At 68.2% G+C, this 19,645-nt stretch carries 14 protein-coding genes; 8 read left to right on the top strand and 6 right to left on the bottom strand.

All coding sequences use genetic code 11. The features are described from left to right. Positions 1 to 223: 223 nt before the first annotated feature. From AC5JLE_RS07050 to hemH, 3 genes are all read right to left on the bottom strand, one after another. A complete protein-coding gene (locus AC5JLE_RS07050; RefSeq protein ID WP_496065152.1) occupies positions 224 to 2,329 on the bottom strand; it encodes a methyl-accepting chemotaxis protein in 2,106 nt (701 codons plus the stop codon). A gap of 290 nt (positions 2,330 to 2,619) precedes the next feature. Then, positions 2,620 to 3,474, bottom strand: a complete 855-nt coding sequence (locus AC5JLE_RS07045; RefSeq protein ID WP_046433313.1) for an alpha/beta fold hydrolase — start codon at positions 3,472 to 3,474, stop codon at positions 2,620 to 2,622. Beyond that, complete coding sequence (hemH, locus tag AC5JLE_RS07040; protein WP_197561341.1) at positions 3,471 to 4,433, bottom strand: ferrochelatase; 963 nt, start codon at positions 4,431 to 4,433, stop codon at positions 3,471 to 3,473. Before hemH ends, AC5JLE_RS07045 begins: the two co-directional genes overlap by 4 nt. A gap of 165 nt (positions 4,434 to 4,598) precedes the next feature. Here hemH and AC5JLE_RS07035 point away from each other — a divergent pair, with 165 nt between their 5' ends. The 4 genes from AC5JLE_RS07035 to tatC all read left to right on the top strand — a co-directional run bounded on the left by AC5JLE_RS07035 (position 4,599) and on the right by tatC (position 7,014). Further along, the gene (locus tag AC5JLE_RS07035) at positions 4,599 to 5,492 is read left to right on the top strand and encodes a lipid-binding SYLF domain-containing protein (protein ID WP_024957775.1); all 894 of its coding nucleotides are present in this window, start codon (positions 4,599 to 4,601) and stop codon (positions 5,490 to 5,492) included. 75 nt (positions 5,493 to 5,567) lie between these two features. Next, positions 5,568 to 5,795, top strand: coding sequence for a Sec-independent protein translocase subunit TatA (gene tatA / locus AC5JLE_RS07030; protein ID WP_014648907.1), 228 nt, complete (start codon positions 5,568 to 5,570; stop codon positions 5,793 to 5,795). Positions 5,796 to 5,810: 15 nt separating this feature from the next. After that, positions 5,811 to 6,272 carry a Sec-independent protein translocase protein TatB gene (gene tatB / locus AC5JLE_RS07025; RefSeq protein WP_496065151.1) on the top strand — a complete coding sequence of 154 codons (462 nt, stop codon included), beginning with the start codon at positions 5,811 to 5,813 and terminating at the stop codon, positions 6,270 to 6,272. Continuing rightward, on the top strand, positions 6,265 to 7,014 hold the full coding sequence (tatC, locus tag AC5JLE_RS07020; protein ID WP_005420449.1) for a twin-arginine translocase subunit TatC: 750 nt from the start codon (positions 6,265 to 6,267) through the stop codon (positions 7,012 to 7,014). The genes tatB and tatC overlap by 8 nt, the downstream gene beginning before the upstream one ends. 85 nt (positions 7,015 to 7,099) lie before the next feature. On the opposite strand, the gene AC5JLE_RS07015 is transcribed toward tatC, so the two are convergent. The 3 genes from AC5JLE_RS07015 to AC5JLE_RS07005 are packed head-to-tail and all read right to left on the bottom strand — an operon-like array spanning position 7,100 to position 10,615. Then, entirely contained in the window at positions 7,100 to 8,011 is a 912-nt protein-coding gene (locus AC5JLE_RS07015; RefSeq protein WP_014648905.1) for a BPSS1780 family membrane protein, read from the bottom strand. Between the two features lie 50 nt (positions 8,012 to 8,061). Beyond that, positions 8,062 to 8,808, bottom strand: a complete 747-nt coding sequence (locus tag AC5JLE_RS07010; protein WP_014648904.1) for a glutamine amidotransferase — start codon at positions 8,806 to 8,808, stop codon at positions 8,062 to 8,064. Beyond that, positions 8,780 to 10,615: a GspE/PulE family protein gene (locus AC5JLE_RS07005; RefSeq protein ID WP_014648903.1), complete on the bottom strand. Its 1,836-nt coding sequence runs from the start codon at positions 10,613 to 10,615 to the stop codon at positions 8,780 to 8,782. Before AC5JLE_RS07005 ends, AC5JLE_RS07010 begins: the two co-directional genes overlap by 29 nt. Before the next feature lie 83 nt (positions 10,616 to 10,698). Here AC5JLE_RS07005 and glyQ point away from each other — a divergent pair, with 83 nt between their 5' ends. The 4 genes from glyQ to AC5JLE_RS06985 all read left to right on the top strand — a co-directional run bounded on the left by glyQ (position 10,699) and on the right by AC5JLE_RS06985 (position 19,637). Further along, on the top strand, positions 10,699 to 11,610 hold the full coding sequence (glyQ, locus tag AC5JLE_RS07000; protein ID WP_014648902.1) for a glycine--tRNA ligase subunit alpha: 912 nt from the start codon (positions 10,699 to 10,701) through the stop codon (positions 11,608 to 11,610). Positions 11,611 to 11,697: 87 nt separating this feature from the next. Next, positions 11,698 to 13,773: a glycine--tRNA ligase subunit beta gene (gene glyS, locus AC5JLE_RS06995; RefSeq protein ID WP_496065150.1), complete on the top strand. Its 2,076-nt coding sequence runs from the start codon at positions 11,698 to 11,700 to the stop codon at positions 13,771 to 13,773. 213 nt (positions 13,774 to 13,986) lie between these two features. Further along, positions 13,987 to 15,783, top strand: coding sequence for an autotransporter assembly complex protein TamA (locus AC5JLE_RS06990; RefSeq protein WP_049407641.1), 1,797 nt, complete (start codon positions 13,987 to 13,989; stop codon positions 15,781 to 15,783). Further along, on the top strand, positions 15,780 to 19,637 hold the full coding sequence (locus AC5JLE_RS06985) for a translocation/assembly module TamB domain-containing protein (RefSeq protein WP_262216720.1): 3,858 nt from the start codon (positions 15,780 to 15,782) through the stop codon (positions 19,635 to 19,637). Before AC5JLE_RS06990 ends, AC5JLE_RS06985 begins: the two co-directional genes overlap by 4 nt. The last annotated feature ends 8 nt before the right edge of the window (positions 19,638 to 19,645 follow it).

Here is a 19,645-nt window from a genome sequence, read left to right as displayed (position 1 = left end):
GACCTGGATCCACACGGTCGCCCACGCCGGGCTCTCGGCCCCCAAGGTGCCAGATTGGCAAGAGATAAGATCCACGCCGTGTGTGGATGCGGCGCCAGCCAGGGTTGGTCGCTCCTCACGGCAGGTCCGGAAGCGGACTTTCCTGACCCATCACGCAAAAGCAGGCAAAAAAAACGGCGCCCTGCGGGCGCCGTCTTGACCGGGATGGAACTGCAGGCCCGGATCAGGCGGCCCGCGAGACCTCGTGCGGTTCCTGCTGGCGGAACACCGATACCGCCTCGGTAAGCGTACCCGCCTGCAATTGCAGCTCGCGTGCGGCCGCGGTGGCTTCCTCCACAAGCGCGGCATTCTGCTGCGTCGCCTGGTCCATCTGCGCCACGGTCTGGTTGATCTGCTCGATGCCGACCGACTGCTCCTGCGAGGCCGCCGAGATCTCGTGCATCAGGTGGCTGACATTCTCAACGCCCCCGACAATGCCCTGCATCCGCTGGCCCGCATCGGCCACCAGCTGGGCGCCTTCGCCCACCTGGCGACCTGCCTCATCGATCAGCTTCTTGATTTCTTGAGCCGCAGCGGCGGAGCGCTGCGCCAGCACGCGCACCTCGCTGGCCACCACCGCGAAGCCACGGCCCTGCTCGCCGGCACGGGCGGCCTCCACTGCCGCGTTGAGCGCGAGGATATTGGTCTGGAAGGCGATGCCATCGATCACGCCAGTGATGTCGCCGATCCGCTTCGAGGCTCCCTCGATCGCCTGCATGGTGTCGACGACCCGCTGCATGGCGACGTTGCCGTCGCTGGCGGCGCTCTGGGTGGTGATCGCCAGCTGGCTCGCCTCGCGCGCATGGGCAGCGTTCTGGCGCACGGTGGCAGTCAGCTCTTCCATCGAAGCGGCGGTTTCCTGCAGGTGCGCTGCCTGGCGCTCGCTGCGCTCGGACAGCGCGCCATTGCCCGCAGCGATTTCGCTGGCAGCGGTGCTGATCGAGGACGCGCACTGCTGGATACGGCCCACCATGCGCGCCAGCTGGCCGGCGGTGGCGTTGGCATCGCGCTGGATCGCGGCAAAGGCGCCGTGATACTCGCCATGCATGCGTCGATCGAGATCGCCGCTGGCCAGCGCCGAGAGCATCTGCCGCACCTCGTCAACCGTACTGCCCAACGTATCCAGCAGCTGGTTGATGCCACCGGTGAGGCCATCGAGGAAGCTGGCACCTTCGGTTGCCTGCAGGCGCTGGTCGAGGTCGCCGGCGGCGGCGGCCGCGACGATGCCGGCGACGGCGTTCTCCAAGGCGAGCTCATGGGTACGGTCATGCCACTCCACGGCAAAGCCCAGGCGCACGCCCTGTGCGTCGAAGACCGGAGTAACCACCTGTGCGAAGTGCACCGGGCCGATCTGTACCTTGCCGTTGTGGCTGACCTGCAGGCCATTGAGGATGGCGCGGATCCGGTCCGGGTTGGCGTGGAAGCGATGAATGCTGCTACCGACCAGGCGCTCGGCATCGAAATCGGGGAAGGCCTGGCGCAACGTTGCCTGCTGGTTGCGCAGCAGGGCCACCACCGAGCGGTTCACGTAGCGGATCACGTGATCGTTGTCGGCAATCATCATCGCGGTGCGCGAGGCATCGAGGGCCTGGCGGATCTGCGCGTTCTCGGCGTGTGCCTCCGCTTCGCGTCCACGCTGGGCCTGCACATGGCGTGCGGTGTCGGCCAGCGCATGGGCCAGCGAACCCGGTGCGTAGGCGGTGGTGTCAGCATGTGCACCAAGATCGGCGCCGGTGGCGATGTCGCGCGCCAGCGCGGCCAGCCGGCGGGGACCGTGGCCGAGTGCTTCGGTCTGCTGGCGGAGCCGCAGTGCGACCTGGCCAAGGAACAGGGTCAGGCCGGCCAGCATCGCGGCCTGCAGCAGCGCCGGCCCCACCGCAGCACCGGCCGGCAGCGGGGCCAGCAGTGCAAGCGTGCCGATGCTACCGGCCAGCCACACCGGCAGACGATCGCGATGGTCCAGCAGCACGCCCAGCAGCAGGGCGATCGGCAACGCCGGCGACAGGCCGGCGATCGCGGACAACAGGGCCAGCTGCAGCGCCACCAGGATTGCCAGGGCGTTGCGGGCGATGCCGCGGCCTGCCAGCGGACCGGCCAGCCACAAGGCGGGCAGCACAGCGCCCGCGGCCAACGCGGCGGCCACACCGTGCGGACCGCGCAGGGCCAGCACCAGCCCGGTCACGGCCAGTGCCGCGCTGCCGGTCAGCAGGCGGCGGTCAGCACCGCGGGCGAGCTGTTGCAGGTGCGACAGGCGGGCGGTATCGGGGGGACGGGCGGATGCAATGGACATCGGAGGCTCCTGGGTCAGCAGACGACAACGAGCACGCCGCAACGCACGCAGCAGGGCGTGACGAGGGCGGGTGCCGGGAATTCGAGGGATGCGGCGCGATCAGCGACGCGGAGACGGGACACCGCGGCCACATCCTGTGGGTGACGGTGCAGCAGAGCGGGCATGCGGACTTCCTTGCAGAACCAGACACATGCCGCAGGACCGACCGGGCCCGCGTGCAGCGGGCGCAGGGGCCCACAACTGATGTATCGGCCGCAAACGCGCGGAGTGAAGCGCGCGGACGCCTGCGCTCAGCCGGCGTTGTCGTTGCTGAAGAAGTGCAGGATCACGCCTGCGATCTGTTCCGGATCTTCCATGTGCAGGTGATGGTTGCCGGGAAATACTGCCAGCCGGCCATCCCGCAGGTGCTGCAGGCGATCGCTGCGCATCGGCTCGGGATAATACGACTGCGCCGGCGTGGCATAGATCACCTGTGTCGGGCAGGCGATGGCCTGCAGCAGGTTGTCGATCTGGCCCTCGCTGAGGCGGATCGCGGTGGGCAGCATCAGGCGCGGATCGCTGCACCAGCGATACCCGCCTTCGACCGGTTCCACGCCGCGCTCGACCAGCAGTCGTGCGCACGGTTCGCTGAGCTGGTTGGTCATCATCCGTGCGCGGATCGGCGCGGCCAGGTCGGGGAACACGCGCAGCTGCTTGCGCGCCAACGCACGGGTGGCGCTCACATGCTCGCGCAGGCGATGGGCGGTCTCTTCTTCGGGGCCGCGCAGGCCGCCGAGAGCTTCGATCGCCACCAGGCGCTCGACGCGGTCGCTGACCGAGGCGGTGAGGCTGGCGATGCCGGCGCCCATCGAATGGCCGAGCAGGCTGAAGCGGTCCCAGCCCAGGGCGTCGGCCACATCAAGCACGTGGCAGATCGCGGCCGCCGTGGTGTAGCTGGCACCGGCCGGCAGGTGCGCGCTGTGGCCATGGCCGGGCAGGTCGATCGCCACCAGCTGCAGCGACGCCAGGTGCGGCGCCAGCGGCACGAAGCTGGCGGCATTGTCGAGCCAGCCATGCAGGGCCAGCACGCGCGGGCCGTCGCCGCTGTTGCGCAGGCCGGCGACGCGGGTGCCGCCCACCTCGAGTTCAAAGGGTTGCAGACTCATGCCAGCGAGGCCACGGCCAGTCGTGCCAGGGCGCGCGCGTGTTCCGGTTCGGCATTGAGGCAGGGGATGTAGCGCATCGTCGCGCCACGTTCGGCCAGCGTTTCGGTGAAGCCCATCGCGACTTCTTCCAGCGTTTCCAGGCAATCGGTGGCGAAGCCGGGGCAGACCACGTCGATCTGCTTCACACCGGATTCGGCCAACGCCCACAGGCTCGGCTCAGCGTAAGGCTGCAGCCAGCGCTCGCGGCCGAAGCGCGACTGGTAACCCATCTGCCAGTCATCCTTGCCCAGGCCCAGCGCGTTGGCGATGGCCTGCGCGCTGGCCTCGCAGCGCCGCGGATACGGATCACCCGCGTCGGCCAGGCGCTGCGGGATGCCGTGGAAGGAGAACATCAGTTTCTGGCTGCGGCCGTGCTGTTCCCAGTAGCGGCGGATCGAGCCGGCAACGGCCTCGACCCAGCCCGGGTCGACCGAGTAGTCGCGTACCAGACTGACGGTCACGCCCGGGTTGCGCCGCTGCCAGGCGTCGACGCGGTCCTCGACCGAGGCGGTGGTGGTGGTGGAGTACTGCGGGTACAGCGGCAGCACCACGATGCGGCGTGCGCCTTCGGCGGCGAGGCGGTCGAGCTCGTGGGCCAGGGCCGGTTCGCCATAGCGCATTGCGTGGCGCACTTTCAGGGTTGGCAGCAGGGCCTGCATCGCCTGCGCCAGCTGCCGGGTATGGACCATCAGCGGTGAGCCATCCGGCAGCCAGACCTGGGCGTACTTGGCCGCCGAACGGCTGCTGCGCAGCGGCAGGATCAGTCCGCGCAGCAGCGGCTGCCACAGCAGTGGCGGGATCGCGACCACGCGGCGGTCGGACAGGAATTCGGCCAGGTAACGGCGTACGGCGGGGGCCGTCGGCGTATCGGGCGTGCCTAGGTTGACCGCCAGCACGGCGGTATCGGGTGCGTCGAGCATGGGGTGCATTGTCGCCGATCCGGTGTCGCACTGGGATGCAGGGTTCGGATTGCAGGCATAGCGGGCATCTATGTGAGCGGGGAGCGCTCATTGGCGATTCATGACAACACTACTAATTTCAGTCACTTGCTATATCTTCCTATGGACTGACTTCTGGAGCCTGCCATGCGTCGCCCGATCCAAGCCCTGCTGATCGCCGCCAGCCTGCTGTCCAGCCAGGCCATGGCCGGACCGCAGGAAGACCAGCGCGCCCGCAATGCCGTGCGCGTGCTGGCGGAGATCCAGGAAATCCCTGAACAGGGCATTCCGGATAAATTGCTGGACGAAGGCCGCGCGGTCATCGTCATTCCCGACACGATCAAGGCCGGTCTGGTCATTGGCGGTCGTCGTGGCCACGGCCTGATGTCGGTGCGCATGCCCAACGGCGCCTGGTCCAACCCGGTGTTCGTGAAGCTTACCGGCGGCAGCATCGGCTTCCAGGCCGGCGTGCAGTCCTCCGATGTGGTGCTGGTGTTCCGCAACGACCGCAGCCTGGACAACCTGGTCAACGGCAAGTTCACGCTGGGTGCCGACGCTGGCGTCGCCGCCGGTCCGGTGGGCCGCAACGCCGCCGCGGCCACCGACGGCCAGCTGAAGGCCGAGATCTGGTCCTGGTCGCGCGCCCGCGGCCTGTTTGCCGGCGTCGCGCTGGATGGCGCGGTGCTGCAGATCGACGATGCCGCCAATCTGGACGCCTACGGCAGCAACACTACGCCGCGGATGATCTTCGAAGGCCGCGCCGCCGGTTCGCCGTCGATGGATGTGGTCGCCTTCCGCGATCGCCTGGAAGAGGCCACCTACGCGGCGCGCAACAACCGCAGCGGCAACGGCGGCAGCGCGCCGCGCCCGGCTGCCGCCCCGGCCGCTGCTCCGGCGCCTGTTCAGGCAGCGCCGGCTGCGCCGGCTGAGGCCACCACCGCGCCGCTGCAGAACGTTCCGCAGAACCCGCCGCCGCAGCAGCAGGGCTTCCAGCCGGTCAACGACGGCGAAATCCGCACGGAAACGCTGGGCGGAAACTGACTTTCGTCACGCGCGCCGGCTAACAGCCGGTGCGCTATGCTCGACAGCCTGATCACTAACGTAACGAGCGTCTTTATGGGCAGTTTCAGCATCTGGCATTGGTTGGTCGTGCTGGCCATCGTCCTGCTGGTGTTCGGCACCAAGCGCCTGACCAGTGGCGCCAAGGACCTCGGTTCGGCGGTCAAGGAATTCAAGAAGGGCATGCGCGACGACGACAAGCCGAACGCGCAGCTGGGCGACGAGTCGCGCAGCCAGGACGCCTCGCGCACCGCGCAGGACGAGCACGACCGCACCCCTCGCTGATCCGGAGCGGTCGCGGTGTTTGATATCGGCTTCAGCGAACTGCTGGTGATCGCCGTGGTCGCCTTGGTGGTGCTCGGTCCCGAGCGCCTGCCCAAGGCGGCCCGCTTTGCCGGCCTGTGGGTGCGTCGCGCCCGCAATCAATGGGATTCGGTGAAACAGGAACTGGAGCGCGAACTGCAGGCCGAGGAGATCAAGCGGCAGATGCAGGACGTTCGCCAGGGCATGCAGGACACCGAGAACCAGCTGCGTGCCAGCGGCGAAGCGATCCGTCGCGAAGCGCAGGAGGCGCAGCAGCAGGGCGATACGCTGGCGCAGGAGGTACGCGCACCGGCGCCTGCGGATCTGCCGCCGCATATGAGCGGCCTGACCCGTGCCGATGCACCGGTACAGGAGGGCGTCGCTCCCGAGCCGACGCCGGCGACACCCCCAGAAGCCGGTGCGCCGCCGCCGCGCGCACGGAGCGCCAGCCATGAGTGAACAGGATTTCGGCGAGAGCTCGCTGGTCGAACATCTGGTGGAACTGCGCGGCCGCCTGGTGCGCGCATTGCTGGGCCTGGGCGTGGTGCTGCTGGCGCTGCTGCCGTTCACCCAGAAGCTGTACAACGCGTTGGCCGAGCCGCTGGTCTCGCAGCTGCCGAACGGGCAGACGATGATTGCCACCAATCCGGCCGGCGCCTTCTTCGCGCCGTTGAAGCTGACCTTCTTCGTTGCCCTGTTCGTGGCGGTGCCGTGGCTGCTGTACCAGCTGTGGGCCTTCGTCGCGCCCGGCCTGTATGCGCGCGAGAAGCGCCTGGCGGTGCCGCTGCTGGTGTCCTCGGTGCTGCTGTTCTACACCGGCTGTGCCTTTGCCTACTTCCTGGTGCTGCCGGCGGTGTTCCACTTCCTCACCACCTTCAGCCCGGACGTGATTGCGATCACCCCGGATGCGAATGCCTACCTGGATTTCGTGCTGGCGATCTTCTTCGCCTTCGGCGGCAGCTTCGAACTGCCGGTGGCGATGGTGATCCTGGTGCTGCTGGGCTGGGTGACGCCGCAGCAGTTCAAGGAAGGCCGCGGCTACGCGATCGTCGGCATCTTCGTGCTGGCGGCGGTGCTGACCCCGCCGGACGTGGTTTCGCAGCTGATGCTGGCGATCCCGATGTGCCTGCTCTATGAGCTGGGCATCCACGCCGCACGCTGGCTGGTGCCGTCGTCGGCAGTCAAGAAGCCCGCCGCCTGAAAGAAAAAAGGGGACGGAGGGGATTAAGTCGTTTATGCCCAGTGTGTGCAGCTAACGACTTAATCCCCTCCGTCCCCTTTTTTCATCAGGCGTGGAAGATGTCGCTCGAGGTCGGCGTGGTCGGGATCGGCGGTGCGGCGCGGCTGCCACGGTGCACGAACATCTGCTTCCACGCGGCGTAGACCGCGCCGACATACAGCGGCATCAGCACCGTGGTCAGCACCAGCTGGGCGATGAAGGCGGCGGCCAGCGGGCCGCCGATCAGCATCGCGATCTGGATCACGATCACGAACAGGATGTAGATGCAGAACGCGGCGATCAGGCCGAGCACGGCGAACACGATCATTGCGCCGATGTTCTCGATGCAGCCCTGCAGGCTCAGGCGCAGCGCGTGCATGCCGCTCTGCTTGTCGAACACCACCAGCGCCGGCTGGGTGAACATTGCCAGCGACAGTGCGACCGCGCTCAGGAACACCAGCAGCATCCACAGTGCGATGCGCTTGGCCGGCAGGTTGGCCACCAGCGCCGCGGCATCGTCCGGCTTGATCTGCTGGCCACTGCGGCTGATCTCTTCCATCTTGGTCATGACCTCGCTGAAGGCGGTGAAGCCTTCGCGGCCGATCATCAGGAACAGCAGCGCGCCCAGCAGCAGCACCGCCAGCACCTGGATCGCCAGCGGCACCAGCAGGTGGCTGACGCGGTGGTCGCGGATCGGCTGCAGCAGGTGCGAGGCCAGGCCCGGGCGACCTTCGTCGATCTCACCCACGGCGTACAGCATGCCGCCGAACATGATCGGCGAGATGGCCAGGGTCATCAGCTGCACGGCCATGCCGGCAGCGCCGGGAATCAGCGTCGACAACAGGGTGACCACCCAGCTCACCAGCAGCCAGGTCAGACCGATCCGGGCCAGCTGCAGCGGCGCACGCCGATACAGCGAGAACGTATCCAGCAACCACTGGGCGCCCGCCGAGGCCGGCAGCTTGCGAATCTCTTTCATGGACATCCGGGAAGGACAGGAGGGGGCCGGGCGCTTGCCCGTGCCGCCGATTATCCCTGTTTTGCCGCCGGCTGGGCTGAAGACAGCCGCGCCTGGCGAACGAAGCGGCGCAGCAGCTGGCGCGCCAGCGGTGCGGCGCTGACCGCGCGCTCGATGCTGCGGGCACAGCCGCCATGGCGGCCGATGCAGTCGGCGCGGGCACGCACGTAGCCGCGCATGTGGTGGGTGGCGAACTCGGGGTGGAACTGCACGCCCCAGGCCTGGCGCCCCCAGCGGAAGGCATGGCAGCCATCCAGCGGCGAGCGTGCCAGTACTTCGGCACCGTCAGGCGCGCGCAACACGGTCTGCAGGTGGGTGGCGTGGGCGGCGAAGTGCTGCGGCAGGCCCTGGAACAGCGGGTCCTGCGCGGCCTGCGGCTGCAGCTCCAGTTCGATCGTGCCCGACTCGCGCCCGGCCGGGTTGTAGGCCACCTCGCCACCCAGCGCGTGCGCCAGCAGCTGGTGCCCGTAGCAGATACCGAACACGGGCAAGTCGTCGTGGGCGGCCTGGCGCAGCCATGCGGCACTGCGCTCACTCCATTCGGCGTGGTCGGTGACGAAGGCGGCCGAGCCGGTCACCAGCACGCCGGCGAAGGCATGCGGGTCGGGCAGGGCATCCCCGTGTTCGACATCGACCACCACCGTCTCGTGCTCTTCCAGCCCGGCAGCCACCCGGATCCAGTGAGGGAAGCGCCCGTAGCGGCGCAGCGACGGCACCGGTCGGCCGGTTTCAAGGATCAGGAACGGGGCTGGGTTCATCCGGGGGCGGCAGGACTGACAGGACTTCCTCGATTGTAGTCAGCCCCTGCGCCACCTTTTCAAGCCCGGCCTGGCGCAGGGTTCGCAGCCCTTCAGCCCGCGCGGCACGGGTGAAACCGGCCAGATCCATGTCGGCGCGGATCTGCCCACGCAGCCGCGAGCCCAATGGCAGCAACTCATACAGGCCGATGCGGCCGAGGAATCCGGTGCGCCGGCACTCCAGGCAACCAACCGGCCGACAGGGCGTGGCGGCATCTGGATATGCAGCTTGGCTATCAGCCAGCACCGCCCAGTCGGCAGCACCAAGGGTGTGCGGCTGCTTGCAGTGCGGGCACAGGGTGCGCACCAGGCGCTGGGCGAGGATGCCGTTGAGGGTGCTGGCCAGCAGGTAGTGCGGCACGCCCAGGTCGAGCAGGCGGGTGACCGCCGACGGCGCGTCGTTGGTATGCAGCGTGGACAGCACCAGATGGCCGGTCAGCGAGGCCTGCACCGCCATCTGCGCGGTTTCCAGATCGCGGATCTCGCCGATCATGATGATGTCCGGGTCCTGCCGCAGCAGGGTGCGCACGCCGCTGGCGAAGTCCAGGTCGATGTTGGCCTGCACCTGCATCTGGTTGAACTCGGGCGCGATCATCTCGATCGGGTCCTCCACGGTGCACACGTTCACGTCCGGCGTGGCCAGCCGCTTCAGCGTGGAATACAGGGTGGTGGTCTTGCCTGAGCCGGTCGGGCCGGTGACCAGCACGATGCCGTGCGGGCGTTCGACCAGTGCATTCCAGCCGGCGGCCTCCTGCGGGCTGAAACCCAGCTGGTCGATGCTCTTGAAGGCGGCATCCGGGTCGAAGATGCGCATCACGCACTTCTCGCCGAAGGCGGTGGGCATGGTCGACAGGCGCATCTCGACCTCGCGGCCGCCCGGCGAGCGGGTCTTGATGCGGCCGTCCTGCGGGCGCCGGCGTTCGGCCAGGTCCATGCGGCCGAGCACCTTGATGCGGCTGACCACGGCGGTCATCACCGCCGGTGGCACCTCGAAGACCTTGTGCAGCACGCCATCGATGCGGAAGCGCATGCGCCCCATCTCGCGGCGCGGTTCCAGGTGGATGTCCGAGGCGCGCTGTTCGTAGGCATATTGCAGCAGCCAGTCGACGATGTGCACGATGTGCTGGTCGTCGGCATTGACGTCGCCGGTACGGCCCAGCTCGACCAGCTGCTCGAAGCTGGGCAGGGTGGTGCTGGCTTCGCCGCGGACATCGCCGCGCGCGCCACGCACCGAGCGGGTCACCCCGTAGAACTCCATGGTGTAGCGGTGCAGGTCGAGCGGATTGACCACCGCCAGCTCGATGCTGCGGCGGGTCAGGTGCTGCAGGTCGCGGCGCCACTCCTGCACCAGCGGCTCGCTGGTGGCCACCAGCACCCGTTCGGCATCCACCGCCAGCGGCAGGAAGCGGTGGCGGCGGGCGTAGGCATGGGAGACCAGCGCGGTGACCGCAGCGACGTCGACCCGGGTCGGATCGATGCGCAGGTAGCGGCTGCCGGTGCGCCGGGCCAGCCATTCGGTCAGGCGTTCCAGGGTCAGTTCGCCACCGTCGCGGGCGGCCAGCTTGAGGTTGGACAGCAACACCAGCGGGTGCACTTCACTGGCATTGCGCGCGCCCTGTGCGGAAAACCGCATGCGCTCGACGTCGTGCTCGGCCACCAGGCCATCGGCCAGCAGCGCTGCGCAGACCTGTTCGAAATGCAGGCGGCCCCACGGCAGCGGGATGTCGCCTGGCTCGCCGGGCGTGCCCACCGGCAGCCGATGTTCCATCTGCCTGCTCCTCCCGGGTACGGAATGCCCCGCAGGTCGGCCGTTATACTAACGCACCCCCTTGCCGGCCAAGACTCGTACGCATGTCCGCGACCCCGACCGTTCCGATCACCTTCCAGGGCCTGATCCAGACCCTGAACCAGTTCTGGGCCCAGCAGGGCTGCGTGCTCATCCAGCCGCTCGACCTGGAGGTGGGCGCCGGTACCTTCCATCCGGCCACCTTCCTGCGTGCGATCGGTCCGGAACGCTGGAACGCGGCCTACGTGCAGCCCTCGCGCCGCCCGACCGATGGCCGCTACGGCGAGAACCCGAACCGCCTGCAGCGCTACTACCAGTACCAGGTGGCGATGAAGCCGGCGCCGGACAACATCCAGCAGCTGTACCTGGATTCGCTGAAGGCGCTGGGCATCGACCCGCTGGTGCACGACCTGCGTTTCGTCGAGGACAACTGGGAATCGCCGACGCTGGGCGCCTGGGGCCTGGGCTGGGAAGTCTGGCTCAACGGCATGGAAGTGACCCAGTTCACCTACTTCCAGCAGGCCGGTGGCCTGGAGTGCCGCCCGGTGCTGGGCGAGATCACCTACGGTCTCGAACGCCTGTGCATGTACCTGCAGAACTGCGACAACGTCTACGACCTGGTCTGGACCTACGGCCCGGACGGGCAACCGGTGACCTATGGCGACGTCTACCACCAGAACGAAGTCGAGCAGAGCACCTACAACTTCGAATACGCCGACGTGGACGAAATGTTCCACCGCTTCGATGCCTGCGAGCGTGAAGCGCAGAAGCTGGTCGAGGTGGGCCTGCCGCTGCCGGCCTACGAGCAGGTGATGAAGGCCAGCCACACCTTCAACCTGCTCGATGCACGCCGCGCGATCAGCGTGACCGAGCGCCAGCGCTACATCCTGCGCGTGCGCGCGCTGGCCCAGGCGGTGGCCAAGGCGTACTACGAGCAGCGCGAGAAGCTGGGCTTCCCGGGCGCGAAGAAGGCCTGACGGGCCGTCGGCACCCACCCGCTTTTCATCAACTACCCGGGGCGCCGGACGCGTCGCGCGCTGCGCCCCCACCACAGGATCGAACCGATGAGCCAACTGTCCCCCCTGCTGATCGAACTGGGCACCGAGGAGCTGCCGGTCAAGGCGCTGCCGGGCCTGGCCCAGGCGTTCTTCGACGGTGTTGTCGAAGGCCTGCGCACGCGCGGCGTCGCGCTGGAACTGGGTGATGCACGCCCGCTGTCGACCCCGCGCCGCCTGGCCGTGCTGCTGCCGGGCGTGGGCCTGGAACAGCCGGAACAGCACAGCGAAGTGCTGGGCCCGTACCTGAACATCGCACTGGACGCCGAAGGCCAGCCGACCAAGGCGTTGCAGGGCTTCGCCGCCAAGGCCGGGATCGACTGGACCGCGCTGGAGAAGACCACCGACAACAAGGGTGAGCGCTTCGTGCACCGCGCGGTGACCCCGGGCGCACGCACCGCCAGCCTGCTGCCGGAGATCCTGCGCGAGGCGATTGCAGCGATGCCGATTCCCAAGCCGATGCGCTGGGGCGACCACACCTGGGGCTTTGCCCGCCCGGCGCACTGGCTGGTGCTGCTGCACGGTACCGAGGTGGTGGAGGCCGAACTGTTCGGCCTGGAGGCCGGCCGTGTCAGCCGTGGCCATCGCTTCCACCACGACCAGCCCGTGTCGCTGGCCCAGCCGCAGGACTATGTTGAAGCCCTGCGCGCCGCCTTCGTGCTGGTCGACCCGCACGAGCGCCGTGCGCGCATCGTCGCCGAGGTCGAGGCCGCCGCGGCCAGGGCCGGTGGCAGCGCCCGCATCACCGACGACAACCTGGAGCAGGTGGTGAACCTGGTCGAGTGGCCGTCGGCGGTGCTGTGCAGCTTCGAACGTGCGTTCCTGGCAGTGCCGCAGGAAGCGCTGATCGAAACGATGGAGATCAACCAGAAGTTCTTCCCGGTGCTGGATGCCGCAGGCACGCTGACCGAGAAGTTCATCGGCATCGCCAACATCGAATCGAAGGACGTGGCCGAAGTGGCCAAGGGCTACGAGCGGGTGATCCGCCCGCGCTTCGCCGACGCCAAGTTCTTCTTCGACGAGGACCTGAAGCAGGGCCTGGCGTCGATGGGCGACGGCCTGAAGACGGTGACCTACCAGGCCAAGCTGGGCAGCGTGGCCGACAAGGTGGCGCGCGTGGCCGCCCTGGCCGAAGTGATCGCACCCCAGGTGGGCGCCGATGCCGTGCAGGCCAGGCGGGCTGCCGGATTGGCCAAGAACGACCTGCAGTCGCGCATGGTCAACGAGTTCCCGGAGCTGCAGGGCATCGCCGGCCGCCACTACGCCGTGGCCGGTGGCGAATCGACCGAGGTGGCGCTGGCCATCGACGAGGCCTACCAGCCGCGCTTCGGCGGTGATGACATCGCGCTGTCGCCGCTGGGCAAGGTGCTGGCCATCGCCGAACGCGTCGACACGCTGGCCGGTGGTTTCGCCGCGGGCCTGAAGCCGACCGGCAACAAGGACCCGTTCGCGCTGCGCCGCAATGCGCTGGGCCTGGCCCGCACGATCATCGAAAGCGGCTTCGAGCTGGACCTGCGCGCGCTGCTGGCCAGCGCCAACGCCGGCCTGGCCGCGCGCAACGTGCAGGCCGATGCCGGCGAGCTGTACGACTTCATTCTCGACCGCCTGAAGGGCTATTACGGCGACAAGGGCGTGCCGGCCACGCACTTCAACGCGGTGGCCGAACTGAAGCCGGCCTCGCTGTACGACTTCGACCGCCGCCTGGATGCGATCGGCACCTTCGCCGCACTGCCGGAAGCCGAAGCACTGGCTGCGGCCAACAAGCGCATCCGCAACATCCTGCGCAAGGCCGAGGGCGACATTCCGGCGCAGATCGACCCGGCGCTGCTGCAGGAAGACGCCGAGCGCGCGCTGGCCGAAGCGGTCACCGCCGCCATCGACGACACCGGCGCCAGCCTGCACCAGAAGGACTACGTGGCCGTGCTGGCACGCCTGGCGCGCCTGCGCCCGCAGGTCGACGCGTTCTTCGACGGGGTGATGGTCAATGCGGACGATCTGGCGCTGCGTGGCAACCGCCTGGCGCTGCTGACGATGCTGGGCGAGCGCCTGGGCAAGGTCGCGGCGATCGAGCATCTGTCGAGCTGATGCCCGTATCGGTAGTGCCGGCCGCTGGCCGGCATTACCCCCGCGCACCGCATCGCCGGTGGATGTCCATCGGGGTCATTGCCGGCATCGCGCACGATGCCGGCATCCTCGCCTGCATTCACGATGATCGCCACAAAGGTGCGTATTTTGACCGCCACTTAACAACCGATCCCGAATGACGTGATGCATTTCGCATCGTCACCTTCGGTCGGTATGCTGTCCCGCATGCAGCCAAAGAAATACGCCCTGCCGCTGATGGTCCTGTCGTTGGCCGCCACTTCCGTGGTCCACGCGCGCGGCACCATCGACAAGGTGGACATCAAGGGATTGGACAAGGGCGACGACGCCGCAATCATCGAGAACATCCAGGAATCGCTGTCGCTGTACGACACGATCGGCAAGGAACAGGGCGAATCGCGCCTGGAATACCTGCTGTCACAGGCCGAGCGGCAGACCCGCCAGGCACTGGAACCGTTCGGGTACTACAACCCGGTGATCAAGGTCGAGGCACCGCGCGAGGACGAACACGTGCGCGTGCTGATCCATGTCGACAAGGGCACCCCGGTGACCGTGCGCCGCGAGCACATCGACATCACCGGCCCGGCGATGTACGACCAGTACCTGCAGGATGACCTGGCCGCCTTCAAGCCGCGCAAGGGCCAGCGCTTCGAGCACACCCAGTACGAAGCCAGCAAGATCACCATCACCCGGCGCCTGGCCGAGCGCGGCTACTTCGACGCCGACTACACCCAGCGCCAGGTGCAGATCACCCGCGCCGACAACGCCGCCGACATCGACCTGACCTGGGACAGCGGCCGCCGCTACAACATGGGCCCGGTGCGCTTCCAGCAGGACTACTTCGTCGACAAGCTGTTCGATCCACTGGTCTACTGGGACCAGGGCAGCTACTACCACGAGGGCAAGCTGGACCGGCTGCGCGAGTCGCTGACCAAGCTGGACTACTTCAGCGTGATCGACATCCAGCCGCGCCCGGACCAGGCCGACGAGAACGGCGAAGTGCCGGTGGACGTGAAGCTGACGCGCGCCAAGCGCACCATCTATACCGCCGGCCTGAGCTACGGCAGCGAGAGCGGCCCGGGTGTGCGCGGTGGCATCGAGCGGCGCTTCCTGAACAACCGCGGCCACAAGATGAACACGCAGCTGGACTATGCGCAGAAGCGCAAGAGCCTGGTCACCAGTTACCGCATTCCGGCCTTCAACTGGCTCGACGGTTGGTACACCTTCGCCGCCAGCGCGTACGACGAGCAGACCGACTACATCGATCTGCGCAACTTCAAGCTGATCGCCAGCCGCAGCGGCGAGATCAACGAGCACTGGACCGCGATCGCCTCGATCAACGCACTGCGCGAGCGCTGGCGCTACGCGTCCGGCACCGAATTCACCGACGCCGTCTACAACACCTCGACGCTGGTGTACCCGCAGATGGTTGCCGACTACGTCAACGTCGACGACGAGATGTTCCCGCGCAAGGGCATCAGCGGCGCGGCGACGGTGCGTGCCGGCGTGGAAGGCGCCGGCTCGGATACCAGCTTCGTGCAGGCCAACGCCGTGCTGCGCTGGTACATCCCGGTGGGTGAAAGCAACCGCCTGATCCTGCGCGGTGAAGGCGGCACCACCTGGACCAGCGACCTGGTGGCGATGCCACCGAGCCTGCGCTACTTCGCCGGCGGTGATCGCAGCATCCGCGGCTACGCTTACCGCGAAGTTGGTCCGCGCACGCCCAAACCCGACAAATACGCGCTGGGCGCCAAGAACCTGGTGATCGGCTCGGCCGAGTACGAGCACTACTTCAATGGCGGCCCGTGGGGCGCGGCGGTGTTCGTCGATACCGGCAGCGCCTTCGACAACACCATTGACCTGCATACCGGCGTCGGCTTCGGCGTGCGCTGGAAATCGCCGGTGGGCCCGGTGCGGGTGGATATCGCGCACGGCCTGAACAATCCGGACTCGCAGTTCCAGCTGTACCTCAACATCGGAGCGGACCTGTGAGCACGCCCGCACCGAGCCCCGGCACGCCACCGCCGCGCGTGCGCTTCTACCGACGCCGCCGCTTCTGGGCCTGGTCCGGCGTCGGCGTGATCGGCGTGGTGCTGCTGGCCCTGCTGGCGGTGTACTGGCTGCTGCAGACCGTGGCCGGCCGCGATGTGCTGCTGGCCCAGGTGGTGGCGCGGCTGCCGGTGGGCGCCAGCTTCACCTGGGACAAGGTGGAAGGCCCGGTGGCCGGTCCGCTGACCCTTTACAACGTCGACTTCCGCTACGACGACATCCATTTCCACGCCGAGCGCGCGCACCTGGAGCCGGACCTGCGCCCGCTGCTGGGCCGCAAGCTGCTGCTGGACAAGCTGGAGCTGACCAACGCCACGCTGAACCTGGCCAAGAGTGACGAGCCGTTCAAGCTGCCGTCGTGGCCCGATTCGCTGCCGCAGATCGAAATGCCGCTGGCGATCCAGGCCGATGCCATTGCCATCGACGGCTTCCGCATCAGCCAGGCCAACGAGCCGGTGATCGACATCAGCCGTGTGCGTGGTGGCATCGAGATCGCCAATGGCGAGTTCCAGGCGCACAAATTGGTCGTGGACAGCGACATGGGCAATTTCACCGCCCAGGGCCGCTACATCCCGGCCAAGGACTACGACACCGACGTGACCGTCACCGCAGTGTTGCCGGCCCCGCGTGGCCGTACCGCAGCGACGGTGGGGCTGGTGGCACGCGGTGACCTGTCGCACATGGAAGTGGCCGTAGCCGGGCGCGCGCCGAAGCCGCTGCACGCGATGCTGGTGTTCGATGGCCGCACCGACCCGAGCTGGAGCGCCAGCATCCGCAGCGACGAGCTGGATCTGGCGCTGTTGTCGCCAGCATTGGCGAGCTCGGCGATTGCGCCGTTGTCGCTGGACTTCACCGCCGCCGGCAAGGGCGGCAATGCCAACCTGCGCGGCAGGGTGAAGCAGGGCGACCAGGAGCTGGAACTGGCACCGTCGGTGGTGTCGCTGCAGGACCAGGTGCTGAAGGTCTCACCGCTGCTGGTGAAGGGCCTCGGTGGCGAAGCGCGGCTGGAAGGCACCGCCGACTTCAGCCAGGACGATCAGCAGAAACTCAATTTCTCGGTGGTCGCACGCGATCTGACCTACGTGCCGGCACCCGACCCGAACACGGCTGGCAGCGCACCGGTGCCGGTCACCCTGAAGGAAGCACGCTTCGGCCTGGCCGGTACCCTGAAGGCCTGGGCGGCGATCGGCCGTGCCGAGATCGAACGCGAGGCGCAGAAGGCGCAGCTGCAGTTCGACGTACGCGGCAATGACCAGGCCGCGTCGATCCACCAGCTGCAGGCGCAGACGCCGGGTGGGCAGCTGCAGGTGGAAGGCCAGGTGGCCTGGGCGCCGCAGCTGGACTGGGACGCCAAGGCGACGCTGAAGGACTTCGACCCCGGCTATTTCGTGCCGGGCTGGAACGGCCGCCTGTCCGGCAACCTGGCCTCCAAGGGCCGTCAGCTGCCGCCGCCGGCCAATGCCGCACCGGGCACGGCCGGCACGCTGGAAGCCACCGTCGACCTGCCGTCGCTGAAGGGCATCCTGCGCCAGCGCAACCTTGATGCACAGGGCAAGTTCGCGCTGCAGGGCGCGCAGGGCCAGGGTGACCTGAAGCTGTCGCTGGGCAGCAGCCGGGTGACCGCGTCGGGCAAGGTCGGCGACCGCCTCGACATCGATGCACGTTTCGAACCGCTGCAGCTGAGTGACCTGCTGCCGGGCGCCGACGGTGGCCTGCGCGGCCAGGTGCAGGTGAAGGGGCCGCGCGATGCGCCGGACATCACCGCCGACCTGGTCGGCAACAATCTCAACTGGGAGGGCTACGGCGCCGAGAGCGTGAGCATCAAGGGCCACCTGCCGTGGCGCGGCGACAGCGGCACGCTGGCGGTGCAGGGCCAGCAGGTCAACGCCGGCATGCTGCTGGAGCGCTTGAACGTGGATGCGCAGGGCAGTGTGTCCAACCTGCGCCTGTCTGCGCAGACCCGTAATGAGATGGGCGCGATCGAGCTGCAGGGCAGCGTGCGCCAGCAGGGGGCGCAGTGGCGTGGCGAGCTGGCCTCGCTGCGCATCGCACCGGTGAAGGGTGATGCGTGGTCGCTGCGTGCACCGGCGGCGTTCGCGATCAACGGCAGCACCTACACCCTGTCCGAAGCCTGCCTGGCCGCCGCCAGCAGCGGTGCGCTGTGCGCACAGGCCAACTGGCCGCGCGAAGGCCTGGTGGTGCGCAGTGACGCGCTGCCGCTGGCGCTGGTGCAGCCGTGGCTGCCGCCGCAGTCCGGCCGCCGCATCTACCTGCGCGGCGACGTCAGCCTGGACGCGCAGATCCGCCCGCGCGGCGCGGCCTGGGAAGGCCATGTGGAAGTGCGCTCGAAGGAAGGCGGCGTGCGCCTGGGCGAGAACCGCAACACCGTGGGCGATACCACCCGCGGCGAGCTGGTGCGCTATGACCAGTTCTCGCTGAAGCTCGACATGACCCCGGCCAGCATCAAGGGCTACCTGGGCATGGGCTTCCAGGGCAATGGCTTCGTCGACGCGAAGATGCAGACCGGCTGGGAAGCCAGCGCACCGCTGAACGGTGAGCTCTACCTCAACATGTCGCGGCTGTACTGGCTGGAGCTGTTCTCGCCGGACATCGTGCGCCCGACCGGCCTGATCGAAGGCCACGTCAGCCTGCGCGGTACGCGCGGGCAGCCGTCGCTGGGCGGCGACGCGCAGCTGAGCAACTTCAAGGGCGAATTCCCCGCGCTTGGCCTGACCTTCGATCAGGGCAAGGGCAGCTTCGTGGCCCAGCCCGACGGCTCGGCCAAGATCACCGCGCAGGCCAACTCGGGCCAGGGCACGCTGTATGTCGACGGCGGCCTGTCGTGGTTCGGTGATGCACAGCCGCTGCAGCTGAAGATCCACGGCGAGAACGTGCTGCTGTCCAACACCAGCGAGCTGCGCATCGTCGCCAACCCCAACCTCGACTTCACGTTGGCCAAGGCGGCGATGGAGCTGCGTGGCACCGTGCACGTGCCCGAGGCCGACATCGACCTGGAGCGCCTGGACCGTGGCACCTCGGTGTCCGAAGACGTGGTGGTGCTGGACCCGGCCGATCCGGAAGAGTCGCGCACCTCGCCGCTGGACATGGACCTGACGGTCAGCCTCGGCGACAAGGTGAAGATGACCGGGTTCGGCCTGAAGGGCGCGCTGACCGGCAAGATGCAGGTCTGGGCCAAGCCCGGCCGTGAAATGACCGCCAATGGCGGCCTGGAAGTGAGCGGCCGCTACAAGGCGTATGGGCAGGACCTGACCATCACCCGCGGCAACCTCACCTGGAACTACAACGCGGTGTCCGACCCGCGCATCAACATCCGCGCCGAGCGCCGGATCGGTGATGTCACCGCCGGCATCGACGTGACCGGGCGTGCGCAGCAGCCGCGCGCGGACGTGTGGTCCGATCCGGCGATGTCGCAGTCCGAGGCACTGGCCTATCTGGTGCTGGGACGCAGCCTGACCGGTGCCAGCAGCGACCAGGCGCAGCAGGTCAACGCGGCCTCGGCGGCGCTCTCGGCGGGCAGCGGCCTGCTGGCTTCGCAGCTGGGCGCCAAGCTGGGCCTGGACGATGCCGGCGTGAGCCAGTCGCGCGCGCTGGGCGGCTCGGTGATCGGTGTCGGCAAGTACATCTCGCCCAAGCTGTACGTCGGCTACGGCGTGTCGCTGGTCGGTGCCGGTTCGGTGATCACGCTGAAGTACCTGCTGCGCCGCGGGTTCGACGTGGAAGTGGAGTCGAGCACCGTGGAAAACCGCGGGTCGATCAACTGGCGGCGGGAGAAGTAACCCGCTGC

It is taken from the genome of Stenotrophomonas sp., from assembly GCF_059505245.1.
Note: the sequence above shows the minus strand (reverse complement) of the source record. Positions and strands in the feature narration are given on the sequence as shown.

What these genes read in the sequence shown, in the direction of transcription:
- AC5JLE_RS07050 (WP_496065152.1), bottom strand. Translation starts at nt 2,329, where the DNA reads ATGTCCATTGCATCCGCCCGTCCCCCCGATACCGCCCGCCTGTCGCAC.
- AC5JLE_RS07005 (WP_014648903.1), bottom strand. Translation starts at nt 10,615, where the DNA reads ATGGAACATCGGCTGCCGGTGGGCACGCCCGGCGAGCCAGGCGACATC.
- AC5JLE_RS07035 (WP_024957775.1), top strand. Translation starts at nt 4,599, where the DNA reads ATGCGTCGCCCGATCCAAGCCCTGCTGATCGCCGCCAGCCTGCTGTCC.
- glyQ (WP_014648902.1), top strand. Translation starts at nt 10,699, where the DNA reads ATGTCCGCGACCCCGACCGTTCCGATCACCTTCCAGGGCCTGATCCAG.
- AC5JLE_RS07015 (WP_014648905.1), bottom strand. Translation starts at nt 8,011, where the DNA reads ATGAAAGAGATTCGCAAGCTGCCGGCCTCGGCGGGCGCCCAGTGGTTG.
- AC5JLE_RS07045 (WP_046433313.1), bottom strand. Translation starts at nt 3,474, where the DNA reads ATGAGTCTGCAACCCTTTGAACTCGAGGTGGGCGGCACCCGCGTCGCC.
- AC5JLE_RS06990 (WP_049407641.1), top strand. Translation starts at nt 13,987, where the DNA reads ATGCTGTCCCGCATGCAGCCAAAGAAATACGCCCTGCCGCTGATGGTC.
- glyS (WP_496065150.1), top strand. Translation starts at nt 11,698, where the DNA reads ATGAGCCAACTGTCCCCCCTGCTGATCGAACTGGGCACCGAGGAGCTG.
- tatA (WP_014648907.1), top strand. Translation starts at nt 5,568, where the DNA reads ATGGGCAGTTTCAGCATCTGGCATTGGTTGGTCGTGCTGGCCATCGTC.
- hemH (WP_197561341.1), bottom strand. Translation starts at nt 4,433, where the DNA reads ATGCTCGACGCACCCGATACCGCCGTGCTGGCGGTCAACCTAGGCACG.
- tatC (WP_005420449.1), top strand. Translation starts at nt 6,265, where the DNA reads ATGAGTGAACAGGATTTCGGCGAGAGCTCGCTGGTCGAACATCTGGTG.
- AC5JLE_RS07010 (WP_014648904.1), bottom strand. Translation starts at nt 8,808, where the DNA reads ATGAACCCAGCCCCGTTCCTGATCCTTGAAACCGGCCGACCGGTGCCG.